The sequence below is a fragment of the Cytobacillus sp. FSL W8-0315 genome (genome assembly GCF_038002905.1).
Taxonomy (GTDB): domain Bacteria; phylum Bacillota; class Bacilli; order Bacillales; family Cytobacillaceae; genus Cytobacillus; species Cytobacillus pseudoceanisediminis.
Map to the genome: position 1 here is coordinate 1,770,004 of NZ_JBBOOC010000001.1, position 17,074 is coordinate 1,787,077.

Genomic DNA, 17,074 nt, shown 5'->3' on the forward strand with positions numbered 1-17,074 from the left:
CATGCAGGAAGTGATTATCGCTACTAAAAATGCAGGCAAAGCCAGAGAGTTTGAACGGATGTTCAAACCTCTTGGGTATGAAGTTAAAACGCTGCTGGATTATCCTGATTTTCACGATGTAGAGGAAACAGGAAGCACGTTTGAAGAGAATGCCATTCTGAAAGCGGAAGCCGTTTCTGAAGCTTTTGGAAGAATGGTAATTGCCGATGATTCAGGATTGATCATTGATGCGCTTGGAGGAAAGCCAGGCATCTATTCAGCCCGCTATGCAGGAGAAGAAAAAAACGACCAGAAAAACATGGAAAAGGTTCTGGATGAGCTCGAAAGTATTCCGGATCATAAGCGGCAGGCGCGGTTCTATTGTGCTCTTGCAATCGCTGCACCCGGAAAAACTACTGTAACAGTTGCAGGAACTTGTGAAGGCCATATCTTAAGAGAAAAAAGAGGGACTAATGGATTTGGCTATGATCCTATTTTCTTTACAGAAGAAAAAAACAAAGCAATGGCTGAATTAATGCCGGAGGAAAAAAGCCAGATCAGCCATAGGGCGAATGCTCTCAAAAAGCTGGAGGAGCTGCTTCCTTCTTTTGTGACCGGAGCTGAGAACTCATGAAGGTTCTGATAGTCAGTGATAGCCATGGGTTAACCTCTGAACTCAGCCAAATCCGCGAAATGCATCCTGATATGGATTTGATGATTCATTGCGGAGATTCTGAGCTTCAGGCAGATCATGACTCATTAAGAGGCTACGCTGCTGTAAGAGGAAATTGTGACTTTGAGGCAGCGTTCCCGGAGGATAGAGTAGAAGAAGCTGGGGGACTCCGCTTTTTCGTCACACACGGCCACAGATATTCCGTTAAGTCTACCTTAATGAATCTATCATACAAGGCACGTGAAATGGAAGCAGATATCGTATGCTTTGGCCATTCACACGGTCTGGGAGCTGAAATGTCCGATGGGATATTATTTATTAACCCCGGAAGCATATGGCTGCCCAGAGGAAGAAAGGAAAAAACATATGTCATACTGGAAGCCAGGGGAAAGGATGTTACACTGGATGTGTATGACTTATCTAATGGGAAAATTCCTGAACTGACACAAAATTTTTCACTGGTAAAAAGCGAGTAATTTGAATATAATAACTGAGGGAAGCCAGTCTTCCCTCAATAATAAAAAAATATCTTACAAAGTGTTGACTTCTTAACATTTGTTTAATATAATAAATCTTGTCGTTGAGTTAATTAATCTCAATCAAGAAAAAATATTCAATACGTCCCAGTAGCTCAGCTGGATAGAGCAACGGCCTTCTAAGCCGTCGGTCGGGAGTTCGAATCTCTCCTGGGACGCCATTTACACATCTGGCAGCACTACATATCTTACCGAATTCTTACTCACCTTTTTGGTGAGTTTTTTTATTTTTAATTTAGTTTTAATAACAGTAGTCTGCCAGTGGAACCTTCAGTACTTAAGCCATTTTAAAACCTCTTAAATTTAAACCAATTTCAGCTGTTATACCCCTTCATAAAAAAATTATCTAAAATTTTTTTGTCCCAGAGAATGTGAATATATCAACAATGTAAGCGGATACACAAAAACAGACTAATCGAAATTATCAAATAATTCATAAAAAGGGTGTTGACGGCTGATAAAAATGGGCGTAAGATAGTCCTCAATATAAGAAATTCACACCTTTAAGTTAAATAGAATTATAACCTTCATCTTAGTGAAAACATTCTTGTAATAAGCTTCTTGGGTTTTTTTTATTTAATAATTCAACGGTTTAAAGCGTTAGTGTAATGAGGTTGAAATCAGAATATGAAAAGCGTAGAAGAGGATAAGTAGTTTTATGACAGGCATTCACAGAGAGCCGGACCTGCTGAAAACCGGTAATGCCCTCTTAAAATGAACTCACCTCTGAGCGCAGTCCTGAAAGATGATCGATTAGGGGCTGCCGGGTGTTCTTCACCCGTTATCAAAACGGACAGCATTTGGCTGTTCATGAGTGCACGCACTATAAGCGTGAATCAGGGTGGTACCGTGGAACAGGTTATCAAAGCCTTTTCATCCCTTATACCTACAATCGATAGGTGTCTTTAGGGGTGGAAGGGCTTTTTATATTGGAATTATATAAACATGAGGAGGTTATCAACAAATGCTGCAGGAAGCTGCCTTAACAGAAACAAAAACGGAGACACATCCTGTCACCGGTGCTGATCTGTTATTAAGAGCCTTGGAGAAAGAAAATGTTGAAGTGATTTTTGGTTATCCTGGAGGAGCTGTTCTTCCACTCTACGACAAACTGTATCATTCAGAGATTCTTCATGTGCTGCCGCGTCATGAACAGGGAGGAATTCATGCTGCTGAAGGGTATGCCCGGATATCTGGAAAGCCGGGCGTTGTAATTGCCACTTCAGGCCCAGGAGCCACTAATATTGTTACCGGGCTTGCGGACGCAATGATGGATTCACTTCCGCTGATTGTTTTTACAGGCCAGGTGGCAACGGGAGTCATTGGATCAGACGCCTTTCAGGAGGCAGATATCCTGGGGATAACCACTCCAATTACAAAATACAATTATCAGGTCCGCAGCATTGAAGATATCCCGAGAATTGTTAAAGAAGCTTTTTATATAGCTTCAACCGGCAGGCCAGGACCAGTACTGATCGATATACCTAAAGACATCGCTGCGGGAGTTTCAGATCAGCCTGAGGAAGAAAAGGAAGTGAATCTGCCGGGATATCAGCCGACATTAAAACCAAATTACCTGCAAATAAGGAAATTAACTGAAGCGGTCAGCCGATCGAAAAAGCCTGTCATCCTGGCTGGTGCGGGCGTGCTTCATGGAAGAGCATCCAAAGAATTAAAAGAGTATGCGGAGCAGCAGCAAATTCCTATAATTCACACACTCCTGGGCCTCGGCGGGTTCCCGGCAGATCATCCATTATTTATCGGAATGGCAGGGATGCATGGCTGTTATGCAGCCAATATGGGACTTACAGAATGTGACTTGCTGATAAATATTGGAGCCCGATTTGATGACAGATTAACTGGAAACTTACAGCATTTTGCACCACATGCAACAGTCGCCCATATTGATATTGATCCTGCTGAAATCGGCAAGAACGTTCCGACTTCCATTCCGATTGTCGCAGATGCAAAAGAAGCTCTAGAGCAGCTGATTCTGCAGGATGGAAAACCGCCGGCCCATAAAGAATGGATGGAAACCATCATGGGGTGGCAGGAGGAATATCCATATTTCTATGATAAAGAGTCTGGACGATTGAAGCCCCAGAAAGTCATGGAAATGCTTCATTCAAAAACGGAAGGGAATGCCATCGTCGTAACAGACGTAGGACAGCATCAAATGTGGGCAGCCCAATACTACCGCTTTAATAAGGCAGACAGGTGGGTGACATCAGGAGGGCTTGGTACAATGGGATTTGGTTTCCCTGCCAGCATCGGAGCTCAGCTGGCCGACCCGGAAGCATGCGTACTCGCTATTTGCGGAGATGGAGGGTTCCAAATGTCAACGCAGGAGCTTGCCATTATACAGGAAATGAACCTGCCGGTGAAAATTATCATTTTTAATAATATGGCCCTTGGCATGGTCCGGCAATGGCAGGAGATATTTTATGAATCCCGTTTCTCTCACAGCAAAATTCCAGTACAGCCATCATTCGTAAAATTGGCAGAAGCCTACGGAATAAAAGGATATGTCATTCAATCTGAAGAAGAAGCTGAAGAGTTATTGGATGAAGTGCTTCATAACCGCGAACCAGTACTTATCGACTTCCGGGTGGATCCGGATGAAAACGTGTATCCGATGATTGCGCCTGGAAAAGGACTTCATGAAATGGCAGGTGTAAAACCATGAAAAGAGTCATATGCCTGACTGTTATGAATCGGCCGGGTGTGCTAAACAGAATCACGAATTTATTTTCCAAAAGAAACTTTAATATCGAAAGCATTTCAGTTGGGCTGTCTGAACATGAAGGGATGTCGCGCATCACTTGTGTGGTCCATGTTGAGGACTCCAGTGCCAGTGAACAAATTACGAAACAGCTAAACAAGCAAATCGATGTGATAAAAGTGACTGATATCACGGATCAGTCGATAGTGGCAAGGGAGCTCGCCCTCATAAAAGTTCAGGCGGTCCCTTATACAAGAAATGAAATATACTCTTTGATTGAACCTTTTAGAGCTTCTGTCATAGATGTCAGCAAGGATAGCATGACTGTTCAGATTACAGGTGAATCTGATAAAGTAGAAGCTTTCATTGAACTTATTAAACCTTATGGAATCAAAGAGCTTGCCCGGACGGGAACAACGGCATTCCCAAGAGGAACACAGCGTACTTCCCAGCAGTCCAAATCATATTCAATTGTTTAATTATTAATTACTGAGTTGATTGTAGCGGAAGGTGCGAGACTCCTGCAGGAGTAGCGGGACAGGTGAGACCCCGCAGACGCGCAGCGTCGAGGAGGCTCACCGCCCGCCCCGCGGAAAGAGAGCAGCCTGGAGCGGAAATCAACGGACAGCATTGATAAAAGAAACACTACAATAATAAATTTTAATAGGAGAGGGAGATAAAACATGGCAAAAATGTACTATAACGGAGATGCAAATGCAGCTTATTTAAACGGAAAGAAAGTAGCGGTTATCGGATATGGTTCTCAGGGACATGCGCATGCGTTAAACATGAGGGACAGCGGAGTTGAAGTTGTAATCGGCCTTAGAAAAGGGAAGTCTTGGGAAAAAGCAGAAGAAGACGGCTTCCAGGTATATTCGGTCGCTGAGGCTGCTGCACAGTCTGATGTAGTGATGATCTTATTGCCGGATGAACTCCAGCCAAAAGTATACAAGGAAGAAATTGAACCGAATCTATCAAGCCAGGCATTAATGTTTGCTCATGGATTTAATATTCATTTTAATCAGATCGTGCCTCCAAAAGAGTGTGATGTACTGCTTGTAGCACCTAAGGGACCAGGCCATTTGGTCAGAAGAACATATGAACAGGATGCAGGTGTCCCAGCACTGTTTGCAGTCCATCAGGACGTAACGGGAGAAGCGAAGGAACTGGCCCTTGCTTACGCTAAAGCCATTGGATCTCTTCGCGCAGGTGCATTAGAAACAACGTTTAAAGAAGAAACCGAGACAGATCTATTTGGCGAACAGGCAGTGCTATGCGGCGGGTTGACTTCTTTGGTGAAAGCAGGATTTGAAACTCTTACAGAAGCTGGGTATCAGCCGGAACTGGCATACTTTGAATGTCTCCATGAGCTAAAACTCATCGTTGACCTTATGTATGAAGGCGGTTTGGAAGGAATGCGCTATTCCATCTCAGATACTGCTCAATGGGGAGATTTTGTCAGCGGCCCGCGGGTAGTAGATGCAAGAGTGAAAGAAGAAATGAAGGCAGTTTTGAAAGATATCCAGGAAGGCAATTTTGCTAAAGGCTGGATTTTGGAAAACCAGGCAAATAGACCGGTATTCAATGCCGTAAATCAGAGAGAAAATGAGCATCCGATCGAGCAGGTTGGAAGAGAGCTTCGCAAGATGATGCCGTTTGTCAATAGCAGCAAGAAGAAAGAAGTGGTCGTAAGTGCGAACAATTAAGATATTTGACACAACCTTAAGAGATGGCGAACAATCGGCCGGTGTAAACCTTAACTTTTCCGAAAAGTTAGAAATTGCCAGACAGCTGGAGCGCTTGAATGTTGATATTATTGAAGCTGGTTTTCCTGCAGCGTCAAAAGGTGATTTTGCTTCTGTTCAGAAAATTGCCCAGACTATTAATAATTGCTCGGTCACAGGCCTGGCGAGAGCAGTTATCTCTGATATAGATGCCGCATGGGGAGCATTAAAGGACGGGGCTGAGCCAAGGATACATACATTCCTGGCAACCTCTCCGATTCACAGACAATATAAGTTAAAGAAAACGAAAGAAGAAGTGGTTGAAACAGCAGTTGAAACAGTTAAGTATGCTGCTTCAAAGTTCCCGATCGTCCAGTGGTCTGCGGAGGATGCTACCAGGACGGAATTGCCTTTTCTTGCTGAAATAATTGAAAAGGTCATCCAGGCTGGGGCGACGATCATTAATATACCGGATACTGTGGGATACACAACACCGCAGGAATATGGAGAGATTTTTCAATATTTAAGAAATCATGTTCCTTCTATTGATAAAGTATCCTTATCAGCTCATTGCCATGATGACTTGGGAATGGCCATAGCTAATTCCCTTTCAGCTATAGAAAATGGAGCAACACAGATTGAGGGCACTATCAACGGGATTGGTGAAAGAGCAGGAAATGCGGCATTGGAGGAACTGGCGGTAGCCCTTTACATCCGAAATAATCATTATCAGGCTTCCACCCGTCTGAATCTTCAGGAAATCAGCAGAACGAGCAGCCTGATCAGCAAGCTGACAGGCATGGTGGTACCAGCCAATAAAGCGATTGTCGGAAGAAATGCTTTTGCACATGAATCAGGAATACACCAGGATGGGGTACTGAAGGAAAAAACAACTTATGAAATTATTTCCCCTGATCTAGTCGGATTCCAATCCAATTCCATGGTGCTTGGAAAACACTCTGGACGCCATGCCTTTAAAAATCGTCTGAGTGAACTGGGGCTTGAAGTAGCAGATGAAGAAGCAAACCGGCTATTCACAGTTTTCAAGGATTTGGCTGACCGCAAAAAAGAGATGACAGACGATGACCTTGCAGCCATTGTACTTGAAGAGAAGCTCTCCAAGGAACAACGATTCTATGATTTGATCGGAATCCAAATTCAATATGGCACGAACTCTGTTCCAACGGCAACTGTTACTCTGTCAGGATCAAATAACGAAGTGATCCAGGAAGCCGGTACTGGAGCAGGAAGCATAGAAGCTCTGTATAACACATTGGAAAAATGCTTGAATGGAACAGCTAACCTTCTTGATTACCGCATTCAATCCGTAGGGGCAGGTAGAGACGCTTTAGCTCAGGTTTATGTAAAGCTGAACTACGAAGGAGTGGAAACCAGCGGCCGCGGATTGGCTCAGGATGTGCTCGAAGCTTCCTCAAAGGCTTACTTGAACGCTGTTAATAGAGTGATATATATGAAAGAAAAAGCACAGGCGCAAGCGGTAGAGGCGAATTAATAGAAGCTCCTGTTCCTCCCCGCGGGTTTGCTATAGTGCCCCGTGCTGAAATCAATAACCAAAACAATAATCTATAAGAATAAACAAAAAAACAGACGGAGGGATTAAAAATGAAAAAACGTATCGCAGTACTTCCAGGAGATGGGATCGGCAAAGAAGTGGTGAAGGGAGCAATTGAAGTCCTGCAGGCCGTTGGAGAACGGTTCGGACATCAATTCCAATTTTTATATGGCAAAATTGGCGGTTCTGCTATTGATGCAGCCGGAACTCCACTGCCTGATGAAACGCTGGAGCTTTGCAAAGAAAGCGATGCGGTCATGCTGGGAGCGGTTGGAGGGCCTAAATGGGACCGGCAGCCTCCCCACCTTCGTCCTGAAAAGGGTCTCTTGAAGATCCGAAAGGAATTGAATCTCTATGCAAATCTGCGGCCAACTCAATATTATTCCAGCCTTTCTGATACTTCTCCATTAAAAAATGAAGTAATTGAAGGTGTGGATATGCTGATGGTCAGAGAATTAACTGGCGGCCTGTATTTCGGAAAGCCAAGCGAGAGGACCCAGCAAAACGGAAAAGATGCTGTGGTAGATACATTGTTTTATCAAAAAGAAGAAATGCGGCGAGTCATTAAACTGGCCTTTGAACTTGCCGGAAGCCGCCGTGGCAAGGTGACTTCTGTTGACAAGGCAAATGTTCTGGAATCAAGCCGAATGTGGAGAGAGGTAGCGGAGGAAATTGCAAAGCAATATCCGGAAGTGGCATTGGAGCATATGCTTGTTGACAATGCAGCGATGCAAATGATTAAAAATCCGAAGCAATTCGATGTTGTAGTAACGGAAAATATGTTTGGTGATATTTTGAGCGATGAAGCTTCTGTATTGACTGGCTCTTTAGGGATGCTTCCTTCTGCCAGTATCTCGGAAAATGGGCCATATTTATACGAACCAATCCATGGTTCAGCACCGGATATTCAAGGGAAGAATGCAGCCAATCCTATTGCCATGATTTTATCAGCAGCGATGATGCTTCGATTATCTTTCGGAATGGAAGAGGAAGCTGAAGCGGTTGAAAATGCTGTTAATCAAGTACTTGAAGCTGGCTATCGTACAAGAGATATTGTTTCATTTGGAAAAAAGGTGGTAACTACTTCTGAAATGATTGAAGAGGTGAAGGCTACCCTTTTGGATAACGAAGCAATTCTAAATATCATGGGGGCTTATGCATAAAGCTGAAATGATGGCTGGACACAGTTTCAGCTGATTTTAAAAAATGAGACACGGCCTTCATCGGCCGTGTTTCTTTTAAAAAGGGAGTGGAACAGAATGGGAAAATCAATAATAGATAAGATTTGGGAAAAGCATGTAGTCCACAGGGAAGAGGGGAAGCCGGATTTGATGTACATAGACCTCCACTTAGTGCACGAGGTTACATCCCCTCAGGCTTTTTCAGGTTTAAGAATGAAAAACAGAAAAGTCAGAAGGCCTGATAAAACGTTTGCTACAGTTGACCATAATATTCCTACTGATAACCGAAAAGTCATCAATGACCCTGTTGCACTGAACCAAATGACTACTTTGGAAAAAAACTGTCTGGAATTCGGCATCCCTCTTGCAGGCCTGGATAGTCCTGAACAGGGGATAGTCCATGTTATCGGGCCGGAGCTGGGGCTTACTCAGCCAGGCATGACAATTGTTTGCGGTGACAGCCATACATCGACTCATGGTGCTTTTGGATCAATAGCATTTGGCATTGGAACAAGTGAAGTGGAGCATGTCATGGCTACCCAGACTTTATGGCAAAGCAAGCCTAAAACATTAAAACTGGAGATAAATGGCGAGTTGAAAAAAGGGGTTACCGCTAAAGATGTCATACTTTATATTATTGCCAAAAACGGAATTGGCTTTGGTACGGGCCATATTATTGAATATTGCGGGGATGCCATTGCGAAAATGTCAATGGAAGAAAGAATGACGATTTGTAATATGTCCATTGAAGGAGGAGCAAGGGCAGGGCTTGTCAGTCCTGATGGAACGACGTTTGCGTATCTGCAAGGACGGAAGTATGCACCAAAAGGAGCTGAATTTGCGCAGGCGGTAGAGAATTGGAAAGAGCTTGTATCCGATCCTGATGCGGCATACGATAAAACCATTCAAATTGATGCAGCAGATATTGCGCCAATGGTCAGCTGGGGGACAAATCCTTCTATGACTTCCAAAGTGAATGAACAGCTTCCAAAACTTGAGGAATGCAAAAACGAGCTTGAACAAAAATCACTTTCTAGAGCTTTAGATTATATGGGGCTGCAGGAAGGGCAGAAAATTGAAGACATTCAGATTCAGCATGTATTCATCGGGTCCTGTACAAATTCCCGGCTGGAAGACTTAAAACAGGCCGCGGAAATAATTAGAGGGAAGAAAGTTCATCCTCAAGTCCGTGCACTTGTTGTTCCGGGGTCACAGCAGGTCAAAAAGCAGGCGGAGGCTGAAGGACTGGATCTTATCTTTAAGCAGGCTGGTTTTGAATGGAGGGAATCAGGCTGCAGCATGTGTTTGAGCATGAATAATGATATTGTGCCAAGCGGCGAGCATTGTGCATCAACATCAAACCGAAATTTTGAAGGACGCCAGGGATCAGGGGCCAGAACACATCTTGTCAGTCCATTAATGGCGGCTGCGGCAGCTTTGTACGGACATTTTGTGGACGTAGGTGCTTTGCTTAGCGCAGAAACAGTTCAATAAAAAGGAGGAGAACAAAATGAGCGGATTTAAAACACTGCAAGGGAAAGCTGCTGCTTTAGATAGAGCAAATGTGGATACTGATCAGATTATCCCCAAGCAATTTCTTAAGAGAATTGAAAAAACGGGGTTTGGACAGTATCTGTTCTATGACTGGAGATTTACAAAAGATGGTTTGCCTAATCCTGAGTTTGAGTTGAATAAGGAAGAAAACCAGGGTGCCCCTATCCTCATTGCAAATGAAAACTTCGGCTGCGGTTCTTCGAGGGAGCATGCACCATGGGCTTTAGGAGATTATGGCTTTAAAGTCATCATTGCCCCTTCATTTGCTGATATTTTTCATCAAAATTGCTTAAAAAATGGACTTTTGCCAATCACTCTTCCGGCTGAAACAGTCGAATATCTGCTCAAGCGTGCTAAAAGCCAGCCATACGAATTAAAGGTTGATTTGCAGAATCAAGTAATTGAAGATGAACATAGTTTTTCAGCATCATTCTCTATTAATGATTACTGGAAAAAAATGCTGATTAATGGATGGGATGAAATAGAGATTACCCTTCAATTAGAAAAAAGCATTTCAAATTTTGAAGAAAAAAAGTTAGCGGTACAGTAGGAATATATGAAAGATTCATGGCGGGAAACCATGAATCTTTTTGTTTTTCTGCTGATTCATGCTACACTATCTTCAAAAATATAAGTTGAGGCGGTACTAGCATGGGAAAGCGGGAACGGAAAAATCAAAACAATAAAATCATTCTATTTCCCGGCCTTGAGAAAAGACTGCTGGAAAAGGGGCTTGAGTCCTTTCAGCAGAAAAGGTATCAGGAATCGATCCTGTTCTTTGAAGAAGCAATGGAGATGGAGCCTGAGAATACCGATGTACATATCGGGCTTGTTCTGGCATATTATGAAGCGGGAGAGTTGGAAAAAGCGAAAGAACTGGCTAATAAAATGCTCCAAACAGGCATTGGGGATTACATACAGGTAATGGATCTTTATTTAATGATCCTTGTGCAGCTGCACCAATACAGCGAGATTGCAGCAATGATTGAAGTTCTCCTTGAAGAGAGGGAGATCCCGAAGGAGAAGTTTGAGCATTTCAGCAGAATGCTTGAGTTCAGCAGAAAGATGGCGGCTTCACCGTCTGAAGCCGAGATTGAAGCACCTGAAATGGAGGAATTCAAGAACAGGAAGTTAAATCTGTTCTCCTACCAGGATCAGCATGACCAAGTGCAGATCGCTGCACAGCTGGCAGAGCATAATATCAGGCCATATATAGAAGATATTAAAGCATATCTTGAAGCGCATGACGGTAATCCTTTCTTTAAAACGATGCTGTTAAATGTGCTTACCGAGCATGGTTATGATAAATATGTACCGATTCGGAAATTTAATAAGAGTGTACGAGTTATTCCTGCTGATCTCCCCCCGGTACATCAGCAGCCGATGCTGTTAAAAATAGTCAATAAACTGGAGATTCAGCTCGAGCAGGAAGATCCGGTATTATATGAAAATACAAAAAGCCTTGCAGAAAGGCACTTTTTCCTGCTATATCCGCTTGAGGCTTCACCGGATAACGCTGCGTCCTGGGCGGCGGCATACCATATGCTTTCATATGAGTACCATGGCTTAACCAGTTCTTTCAGCAAACTGGGAGATATTTATGAAGCTCCTGAAGAGGAAATTGAACAGGCTCTTGCCTTTATAAGAAAGATAGAAGAAATTTCTTATCCCAATATTTAGCCTTCAATGTTGAAAGACAGGGAGTGTATGTTATAATATAATGGTTGTATTATGTGTATATATACATTTTTATTAAATGGATATGGCTTGAAAAACAAGAGATATTCATAACATTCTGTGTTGAATGAAATGATAATAGATTTTTGGAGGGAAATGATTGTATGTCTGCTAAATTTGAAAAGTTAGAAGGGAACCGCGGGGTTCTTACAATTGAAGTAGATGCAGAGAAAGTGAATGAAGGCTTAGACGCTGCATTTAAAAAAGTAGTTAAGCAAGTAAACGTACCAGGATTCCGTAAAGGAAAAATGCCTCGCGGAATGTTTGAAAAGCGTTTCGGAGTTGAATCTTTATACCAGGATGCAGTAGATTATCTTCTTCCAGAAGCTTATGCTAATGCAATTGATGAAACAGGCATTGAGCCGGTAGATCGTCCTGAAATCGATGTTGAGCAAATCGAACAAGGAAAAAACCTTATCTTCAAAGCTACAGTTACTGTTAAGCCTGAAGTAAAGCTTGGCGAATACAAAGGCCTTGAAGTCAAGCCACTTGAAACAAACGTTACAGATGAAGATGTTAACAGCGAGCTAACTTCACTTCAGGAAAGACAAGCTGAACTTGCCGTTAAAGAAGAAGGAAAAGCTGAAACTGGCGATACAGTTGTTATGGACTTTGAAGGATTCGTTGATGGCGAAGCTTTCGAAGGCGGAAAAGCTGAGAATTACTCACTTGAACTTGGTTCAGGACAGTTCATCCCTGGCTTTGAAGACCAATTGACTGGAACCGCGGCTGGAGAATCCAAGGAAGTTGAAGTTACTTTCCCAGAGGAATACCATGCTGCCGAGCTAGCTGGAAAGCCTGCAACATTCAAAGTAACTGTACATGAAATCAAAACAAAACAGCTTCCTGAGCTTGATGATGAGTTTGCTAAAGATGCAGACGAAGAAGTTGAAACTTTGGATGCATTAAAAGAAAAAATCAAAACTCGCTTAGAAGAAAGCAAGAAGCATGAAGCTGAGCACCATGTCCGTGATACTGTTGTTGAAGCAGCAGCAGCTAATGCTGAAATGGAAATTCCAGCAGCAATGGTTGACACAGAAGTTAACCGCATGATGCAGGAGTTCGAACAGCGTCTGCAAATGCAAGGCATGAACCTTGAACTATACTTCCAGTTCTCCGGACAGGATGAAGCTGCACTGCGCGAGCAAATGAAAGAGGAAGCTGAAAAGCGCGTACGCGTTAACCTGACTCTTGAAGCAATCGCAAAAGCAGAAAACATCGAAGTAAGTGATGAAGAAGTTACAGAAGAACTTAACAAAATGGCAGAAATGTACAACATGTCTGCTGACCAGATCACACAAGCTCTTGGAAGCCTTGAAGGCCTAAAAGCAGATCTTCAAATTAAAAAAGCAGTAGATTTCCTTGTGGAAAATAGTAAAACTGTTGCATAATAAAAGAAAAGCGGAGTCGGAGCTAGACAGTGGTCTAACTTCGAAAGCAGAAATTTTCTCCCTTTTAATAAGAAACAAGGCGCGAGTTTATCGTGCCTTGTTTTATACCATCAAGACAATACATAATTAAAATCTCCCTTGTATCTTTTGCCTGGTGAAAGTTTTACGGCATATTGAACATGGACAGGAATACAAATACATATATAGATAATTTAATTATCGGTCCAAGGGGCCGACTTAATTTAGCCATTTTTGGTTAAGCTTATGAAAGTACATATAATATTCAGCCTGTTTTTTCTTTGCGAAATCCCATCACATGCATGCATACATAATTGAAATGTTTTAAGAGTTATCATTTCCTGTCCACTGTAAAAATGTGTTACAATGCAATACATAACTGCTGAAGGTTTTGATTTTTAAGAAAGTGTGAATTATTAAAGAGGGCATGTTTGCACGTATATTTCAAAGAGCCCGCCATAATTCCCAACCTTTCTATGGCTGAATAAAGAACTATTTGCATGTGATCTCGCAAGCTTAATATATCGTTTTGAAGTTTTTTCAAGGGGTGAAGGATTTGTTTAAATTTAATGATGAAAAAGGGCAATTGAAATGTTCTTTCTGTGGCAAGACACAGGATCAGGTCCGCAAACTTGTTGCTGGGCCAGGAGTATATATATGTGATGAATGCATTGAACTTTGCACTGAAATTGTGGAGGAAGAGCTGGGTACAGAAGAAGAAGTGGAATTCAAAGATGTGCCAAAGCCAGCTGAAATCCGCGATATTCTGGATGAGTACGTAATTGGCCAGGATCAGGCGAAAAAATCGTTATCTGTTGCGGTATATAATCACTATAAGCGCATCAATTCCAACAGCAAGATAGATGAAGTTGAACTATCAAAAAGTAATATTGCCATGATCGGTCCGACTGGTAGCGGTAAAACCTTGCTTGCTCAGACATTGGCCCGTATTCTTAATGTTCCGTTTGCAATTGCAGACGCAACATCATTGACTGAAGCCGGATATGTCGGGGAAGATGTTGAAAATATTCTCCTAAAGCTTATTCAGGCAGCAGATTATGATGTGGAAAAGGCAGAAAAAGGAATCATTTATATTGATGAGATTGATAAAGTTGCACGTAAGTCAGAAAATCCATCAATTACTCGTGATGTATCGGGTGAAGGTGTGCAGCAGGCTCTATTGAAAATTCTGGAGGGAACAGTTGCGAGCGTACCGCCACAAGGCGGCCGCAAACATCCTCATCAGGAATTTATCCAGATTGACACGACCAATATCCTGTTTATTTGCGGCGGTGCATTTGATGGCATTGAGCAAATTATTAAACGCCGCTTAGGCCAGAAGGTAATTGGCTTTGGATCCGACCAGAATCAAAAAGAAATCGAGCCAAAGGATCTTCTTGCAAAAGTGCTTCCTGAAGACCTGCTGAAATTCGGTTTAATCCCTGAATTTATTGGACGTCTTCCAGTTATTGCAAGCCTTTCCCAGCTTGATGAAGCTGCATTGATTGAGATTTTAACTAAACCTAAAAATGCACTTGTCAAACAATACCAGAAAATGCTTGAACTTGATGATGTTGAGCTTGATTTTGAAGAAGGCGCACTTGAAGAAATTGCTAAAAAAGCAATTGAAAGAAAAACAGGTGCCCGAGGACTGCGCTCCATTATTGAAGGAATCATGCTGGATGTAATGTTTGATCTTCCATCACGCGAAGATATTAAAAAATGCATTATTACGAAAGAAACGGTTATTGATAATGGTTCGCCAAAACTTGTTTTGGAGGACGGAACAGTCGTAGAAGAAGAGCGTAAGACGTCAGCATAATAAAAAGTGGCCAGCCTTGAGGCATGGCCATTTTTTATGCTCTTAAATATTTATTCTTGATGCCCCCAAGGATGGGGTCATGCGGACATTGCCACAGGACAAGGAAAGCTGTGGTAACGATACATCGCAGGACCGAAAGCGGCACTTTAATCTGTGTTCCTTCGTGAGCAAGACGCTTCCGCTTTCCATGCTTACTTTTAAATGAATTCCTTGTTTATTCCAACTCAGTCAGGGAGATACTAGCATTATCAACGAGAACAAATAATGCAGGAGGGAACACAATGAGTTGGACGGGGATCGCTTTATTTATCCAATTGTTTTTTGGAATTGTCATTGGGCTTTACTTTTGGAATTTGCTTAGGAGCCAGCGGACACAAAAGGTTTCTATCGACCGTGAATCAAGGAAGGAAATGGATGTATTGAAAAAGATGCGTTCCATTTCATTAACTGAACCTTTATCAGAAAAAGTTCGTCCAGCCAGTTTTGCAGACATTGTAGGGCAGGAGGATGGAATTAAATCTCTGAAAGCGGCATTGTGCGGACCCAATCCTCAACATGTAATTATTTATGGTCCTCCCGGCGTGGGAAAAACGGCTGCTGCCAGATTGGTACTGGAAGAGGCCAAGAAAAATGCAAAGTCCCCTTTTGAAGCAGCTTCTGTTTTTATAGAACTGGATGCTACTACGGCGAGATTCGATGAGAGGGGTATTGCAGATCCTCTAATAGGTTCTGTTCATGATCCAATTTATCAGGGAGCCGGGGCAATGGGCCAGGCGGGAATCCCGCAGCCTAAACAGGGGGCTGTTACAAATGCACATGGTGGGGTGCTTTTTATTGACGAAATCGGTGAGCTTCACCCCATTCAGATGAACAAGCTTCTGAAAGTGCTTGAAGACCGGAAAGTATTTCTGGAGAGTGCTTATTATAATGAAGAAAATACTCAAATACCAACCCATATTCATGATATCTTTAAAAATGGCCTGCCGGCGGACTTTCGCCTGATTGGAGCAACTACCAGGACCCCGAATGAAATACCGCCTGCCATTCGTTCCAGATGCATGGAGGTATTTTTCAGAGAGTTAGCTGAAGAAGAGATTTCAGCTGTAGCCAAAAAGGCTTCGGAAAAGGTCAATCTCACTATTAGTGAAAATGCTCTAGGCATTCTCGCCAATTATGCAAGAAATGGACGAGAAGCGGTTAATATGATTCAAATTTCTGCAGGGTTAGCGATTACTGAAGATCGTGATTACATAAAAGATGAAGATATTGAATGGGTTGTGCAATCGAGTCAGCTTTCACCGAGAATGGAAAGGAAAATCAATTCTCATTCTGCTGTTGGTCTTGTAAATGGTCTGGCCGTATATGGACCGAACACAGGTGCTTTGCTTGACATTGAAGTTACTGTGATTCCTGCAAAAGAAAAGGGCAGTATTAATATAACAGGCATAGTAGAAGAAGAAAGCATTGGCGGCCAAGGAAAGTCAATCCGCAGAAAAAGTATGGCCAAGGGTTCAATTGAAAATGTTATTACTGTTTTGAGATCAATGGGCGTACCGGCTGACGAATATGATATTCATGTCAACTTCCCCGGCGGAGTTCCAATTGACGGCCCTTCTGCGGGCATTGCCATGGCAACAGGGATTTATTCTGCCATTTATAAACGGCCAGTGGACAATACGGTAGCCATGACCGGGGAAATCAGCATTCACGGGTATGTCAAGCCAATTGGAGGCGTATATCCAAAGGTGAAGGCTGCTAAAAAAGCAGGAGCACAGACAGTTATTATCCCAAAAGAAAATATGCAATCCATCTTAAAGGAGATAACAGGCATTAAGATTATCCCTGTAACCCATTTGAATGAAGTATTTGATGCAGCGCTGCATAAAGAGTATCTCAAAGAGCAAGCCATAACCGCTTCAATCGAATTAAAGAAAAAAGAGAGCATATGATGTGTGGCCCAGTAACCCATTCAGGGTTTGTCAGTTATTGAAAACTCGCTGTACAAACGCCTCCCGCTAATCGCGGTCAGAAACTTCGGTTTGCAGTTTAGGCTACAAACCGAAGTTTTATTTGCGTAAAGAAGGATAAAGTGTAATTATAAATGAATATCTTTTTAATACAGGCTTTCAGCAATTTCTCTTTAATAGACACTGCTATTTAAATA

The 17,074-nt window shown here is 42.5% G+C and carries 13 protein-coding genes, 1 tRNA gene and 1 other annotated feature; all 14 genes read left to right on the top strand.

The genetic code is table 11. The annotated features are described in order from the left end of the window. Position 1: 1 nt before the first annotated feature. The 14 genes from MKY20_RS08980 to lonB all read left to right on the top strand — a co-directional run bounded on the left by MKY20_RS08980 (position 2) and on the right by lonB (position 16,859). Positions 2–613, top strand: coding sequence for an XTP/dITP diphosphatase (locus MKY20_RS08980; protein ID WP_019383251.1), 612 nt, complete (start codon positions 2–4; stop codon positions 611–613). Further along, positions 610–1,128: a metallophosphoesterase gene (locus MKY20_RS08985; protein ID WP_019383250.1), complete on the top strand. Its 519-nt coding sequence runs from the start codon at positions 610–612 to the stop codon at positions 1,126–1,128. The genes MKY20_RS08980 and MKY20_RS08985 overlap by 4 nt, the downstream gene beginning before the upstream one ends. A gap of 144 nt (positions 1,129–1,272) precedes the next feature. Continuing rightward, positions 1,273–1,349 (top strand) — tRNA-Arg (locus MKY20_RS08990). A gap of 467 nt (positions 1,350–1,816) precedes the next feature. Continuing rightward, positions 1,817–2,072 (top strand) — a binding site (T-box leader). 80 nt (positions 2,073–2,152) lie between these two features. Next, positions 2,153–3,874, top strand: a complete 1,722-nt coding sequence (ilvB, locus tag MKY20_RS08995; RefSeq protein WP_217032755.1) for an acetolactate synthase large subunit — start codon at positions 2,153–2,155, stop codon at positions 3,872–3,874. Continuing rightward, on the top strand, positions 3,871–4,389 hold the full coding sequence (gene ilvN, locus MKY20_RS09000; protein ID WP_009333175.1) for an acetolactate synthase small subunit: 519 nt from the start codon (positions 3,871–3,873) through the stop codon (positions 4,387–4,389). The genes ilvB and ilvN overlap by 4 nt, the downstream gene beginning before the upstream one ends. Positions 4,390–4,593: 204 nt before the next feature. Beyond that, the gene (gene ilvC / locus MKY20_RS09005) at positions 4,594–5,616 is read left to right on the top strand and encodes a ketol-acid reductoisomerase (protein ID WP_009333174.1); all 1,023 of its coding nucleotides are present in this window, start codon (positions 4,594–4,596) and stop codon (positions 5,614–5,616) included. Further along, positions 5,603–7,147: a 2-isopropylmalate synthase gene (locus tag MKY20_RS09010; protein WP_009333173.1), complete on the top strand. Its 1,545-nt coding sequence runs from the start codon at positions 5,603–5,605 to the stop codon at positions 7,145–7,147. The genes ilvC and MKY20_RS09010 overlap by 14 nt, the downstream gene beginning before the upstream one ends. A gap of 110 nt (positions 7,148–7,257) precedes the next feature. Continuing rightward, positions 7,258–8,370: a 3-isopropylmalate dehydrogenase gene (leuB, locus tag MKY20_RS09015; protein ID WP_251266942.1), complete on the top strand. Its 1,113-nt coding sequence runs from the start codon at positions 7,258–7,260 to the stop codon at positions 8,368–8,370. Between the two features lie 96 nt (positions 8,371–8,466). Continuing rightward, positions 8,467–9,882 carry a 3-isopropylmalate dehydratase large subunit gene (gene leuC, locus MKY20_RS09020; protein WP_009333171.1) on the top strand — a complete coding sequence of 472 codons (1,416 nt, stop codon included), beginning with the start codon at positions 8,467–8,469 and terminating at the stop codon, positions 9,880–9,882. A 16-nt stretch (positions 9,883–9,898) separates the two neighbouring features. Further along, positions 9,899–10,492, top strand: a complete 594-nt coding sequence (leuD, locus tag MKY20_RS09025; RefSeq protein WP_251156184.1) for a 3-isopropylmalate dehydratase small subunit — start codon at positions 9,899–9,901, stop codon at positions 10,490–10,492. Between the two features lie 101 nt (positions 10,493–10,593). Further along, on the top strand, positions 10,594–11,622 hold the full coding sequence (locus tag MKY20_RS09030; protein WP_251174732.1) for a tetratricopeptide repeat protein: 1,029 nt from the start codon (positions 10,594–10,596) through the stop codon (positions 11,620–11,622). Positions 11,623–11,783: 161 nt separating this feature from the next. Further along, a complete protein-coding gene (gene tig / locus MKY20_RS09035) occupies positions 11,784–13,070 on the top strand; it encodes a trigger factor (protein ID WP_009333168.1) in 1,287 nt (428 codons plus the stop codon). 574 nt (positions 13,071–13,644) lie between these two features. Continuing rightward, positions 13,645–14,910 (top strand): ATP-dependent protease ATP-binding subunit ClpX, encoded by a 1,266-nt coding sequence (gene clpX / locus MKY20_RS09040; protein WP_009333167.1) that lies wholly within the window; start codon positions 13,645–13,647, stop codon positions 14,908–14,910. 281 nt (positions 14,911–15,191) lie between these two features. Further along, positions 15,192–16,859, top strand: a complete 1,668-nt coding sequence (lonB, locus tag MKY20_RS09045) for an ATP-dependent protease LonB (RefSeq protein WP_251174733.1) — start codon at positions 15,192–15,194, stop codon at positions 16,857–16,859. Positions 16,860–17,074: the final 215 nt, after the last annotated feature.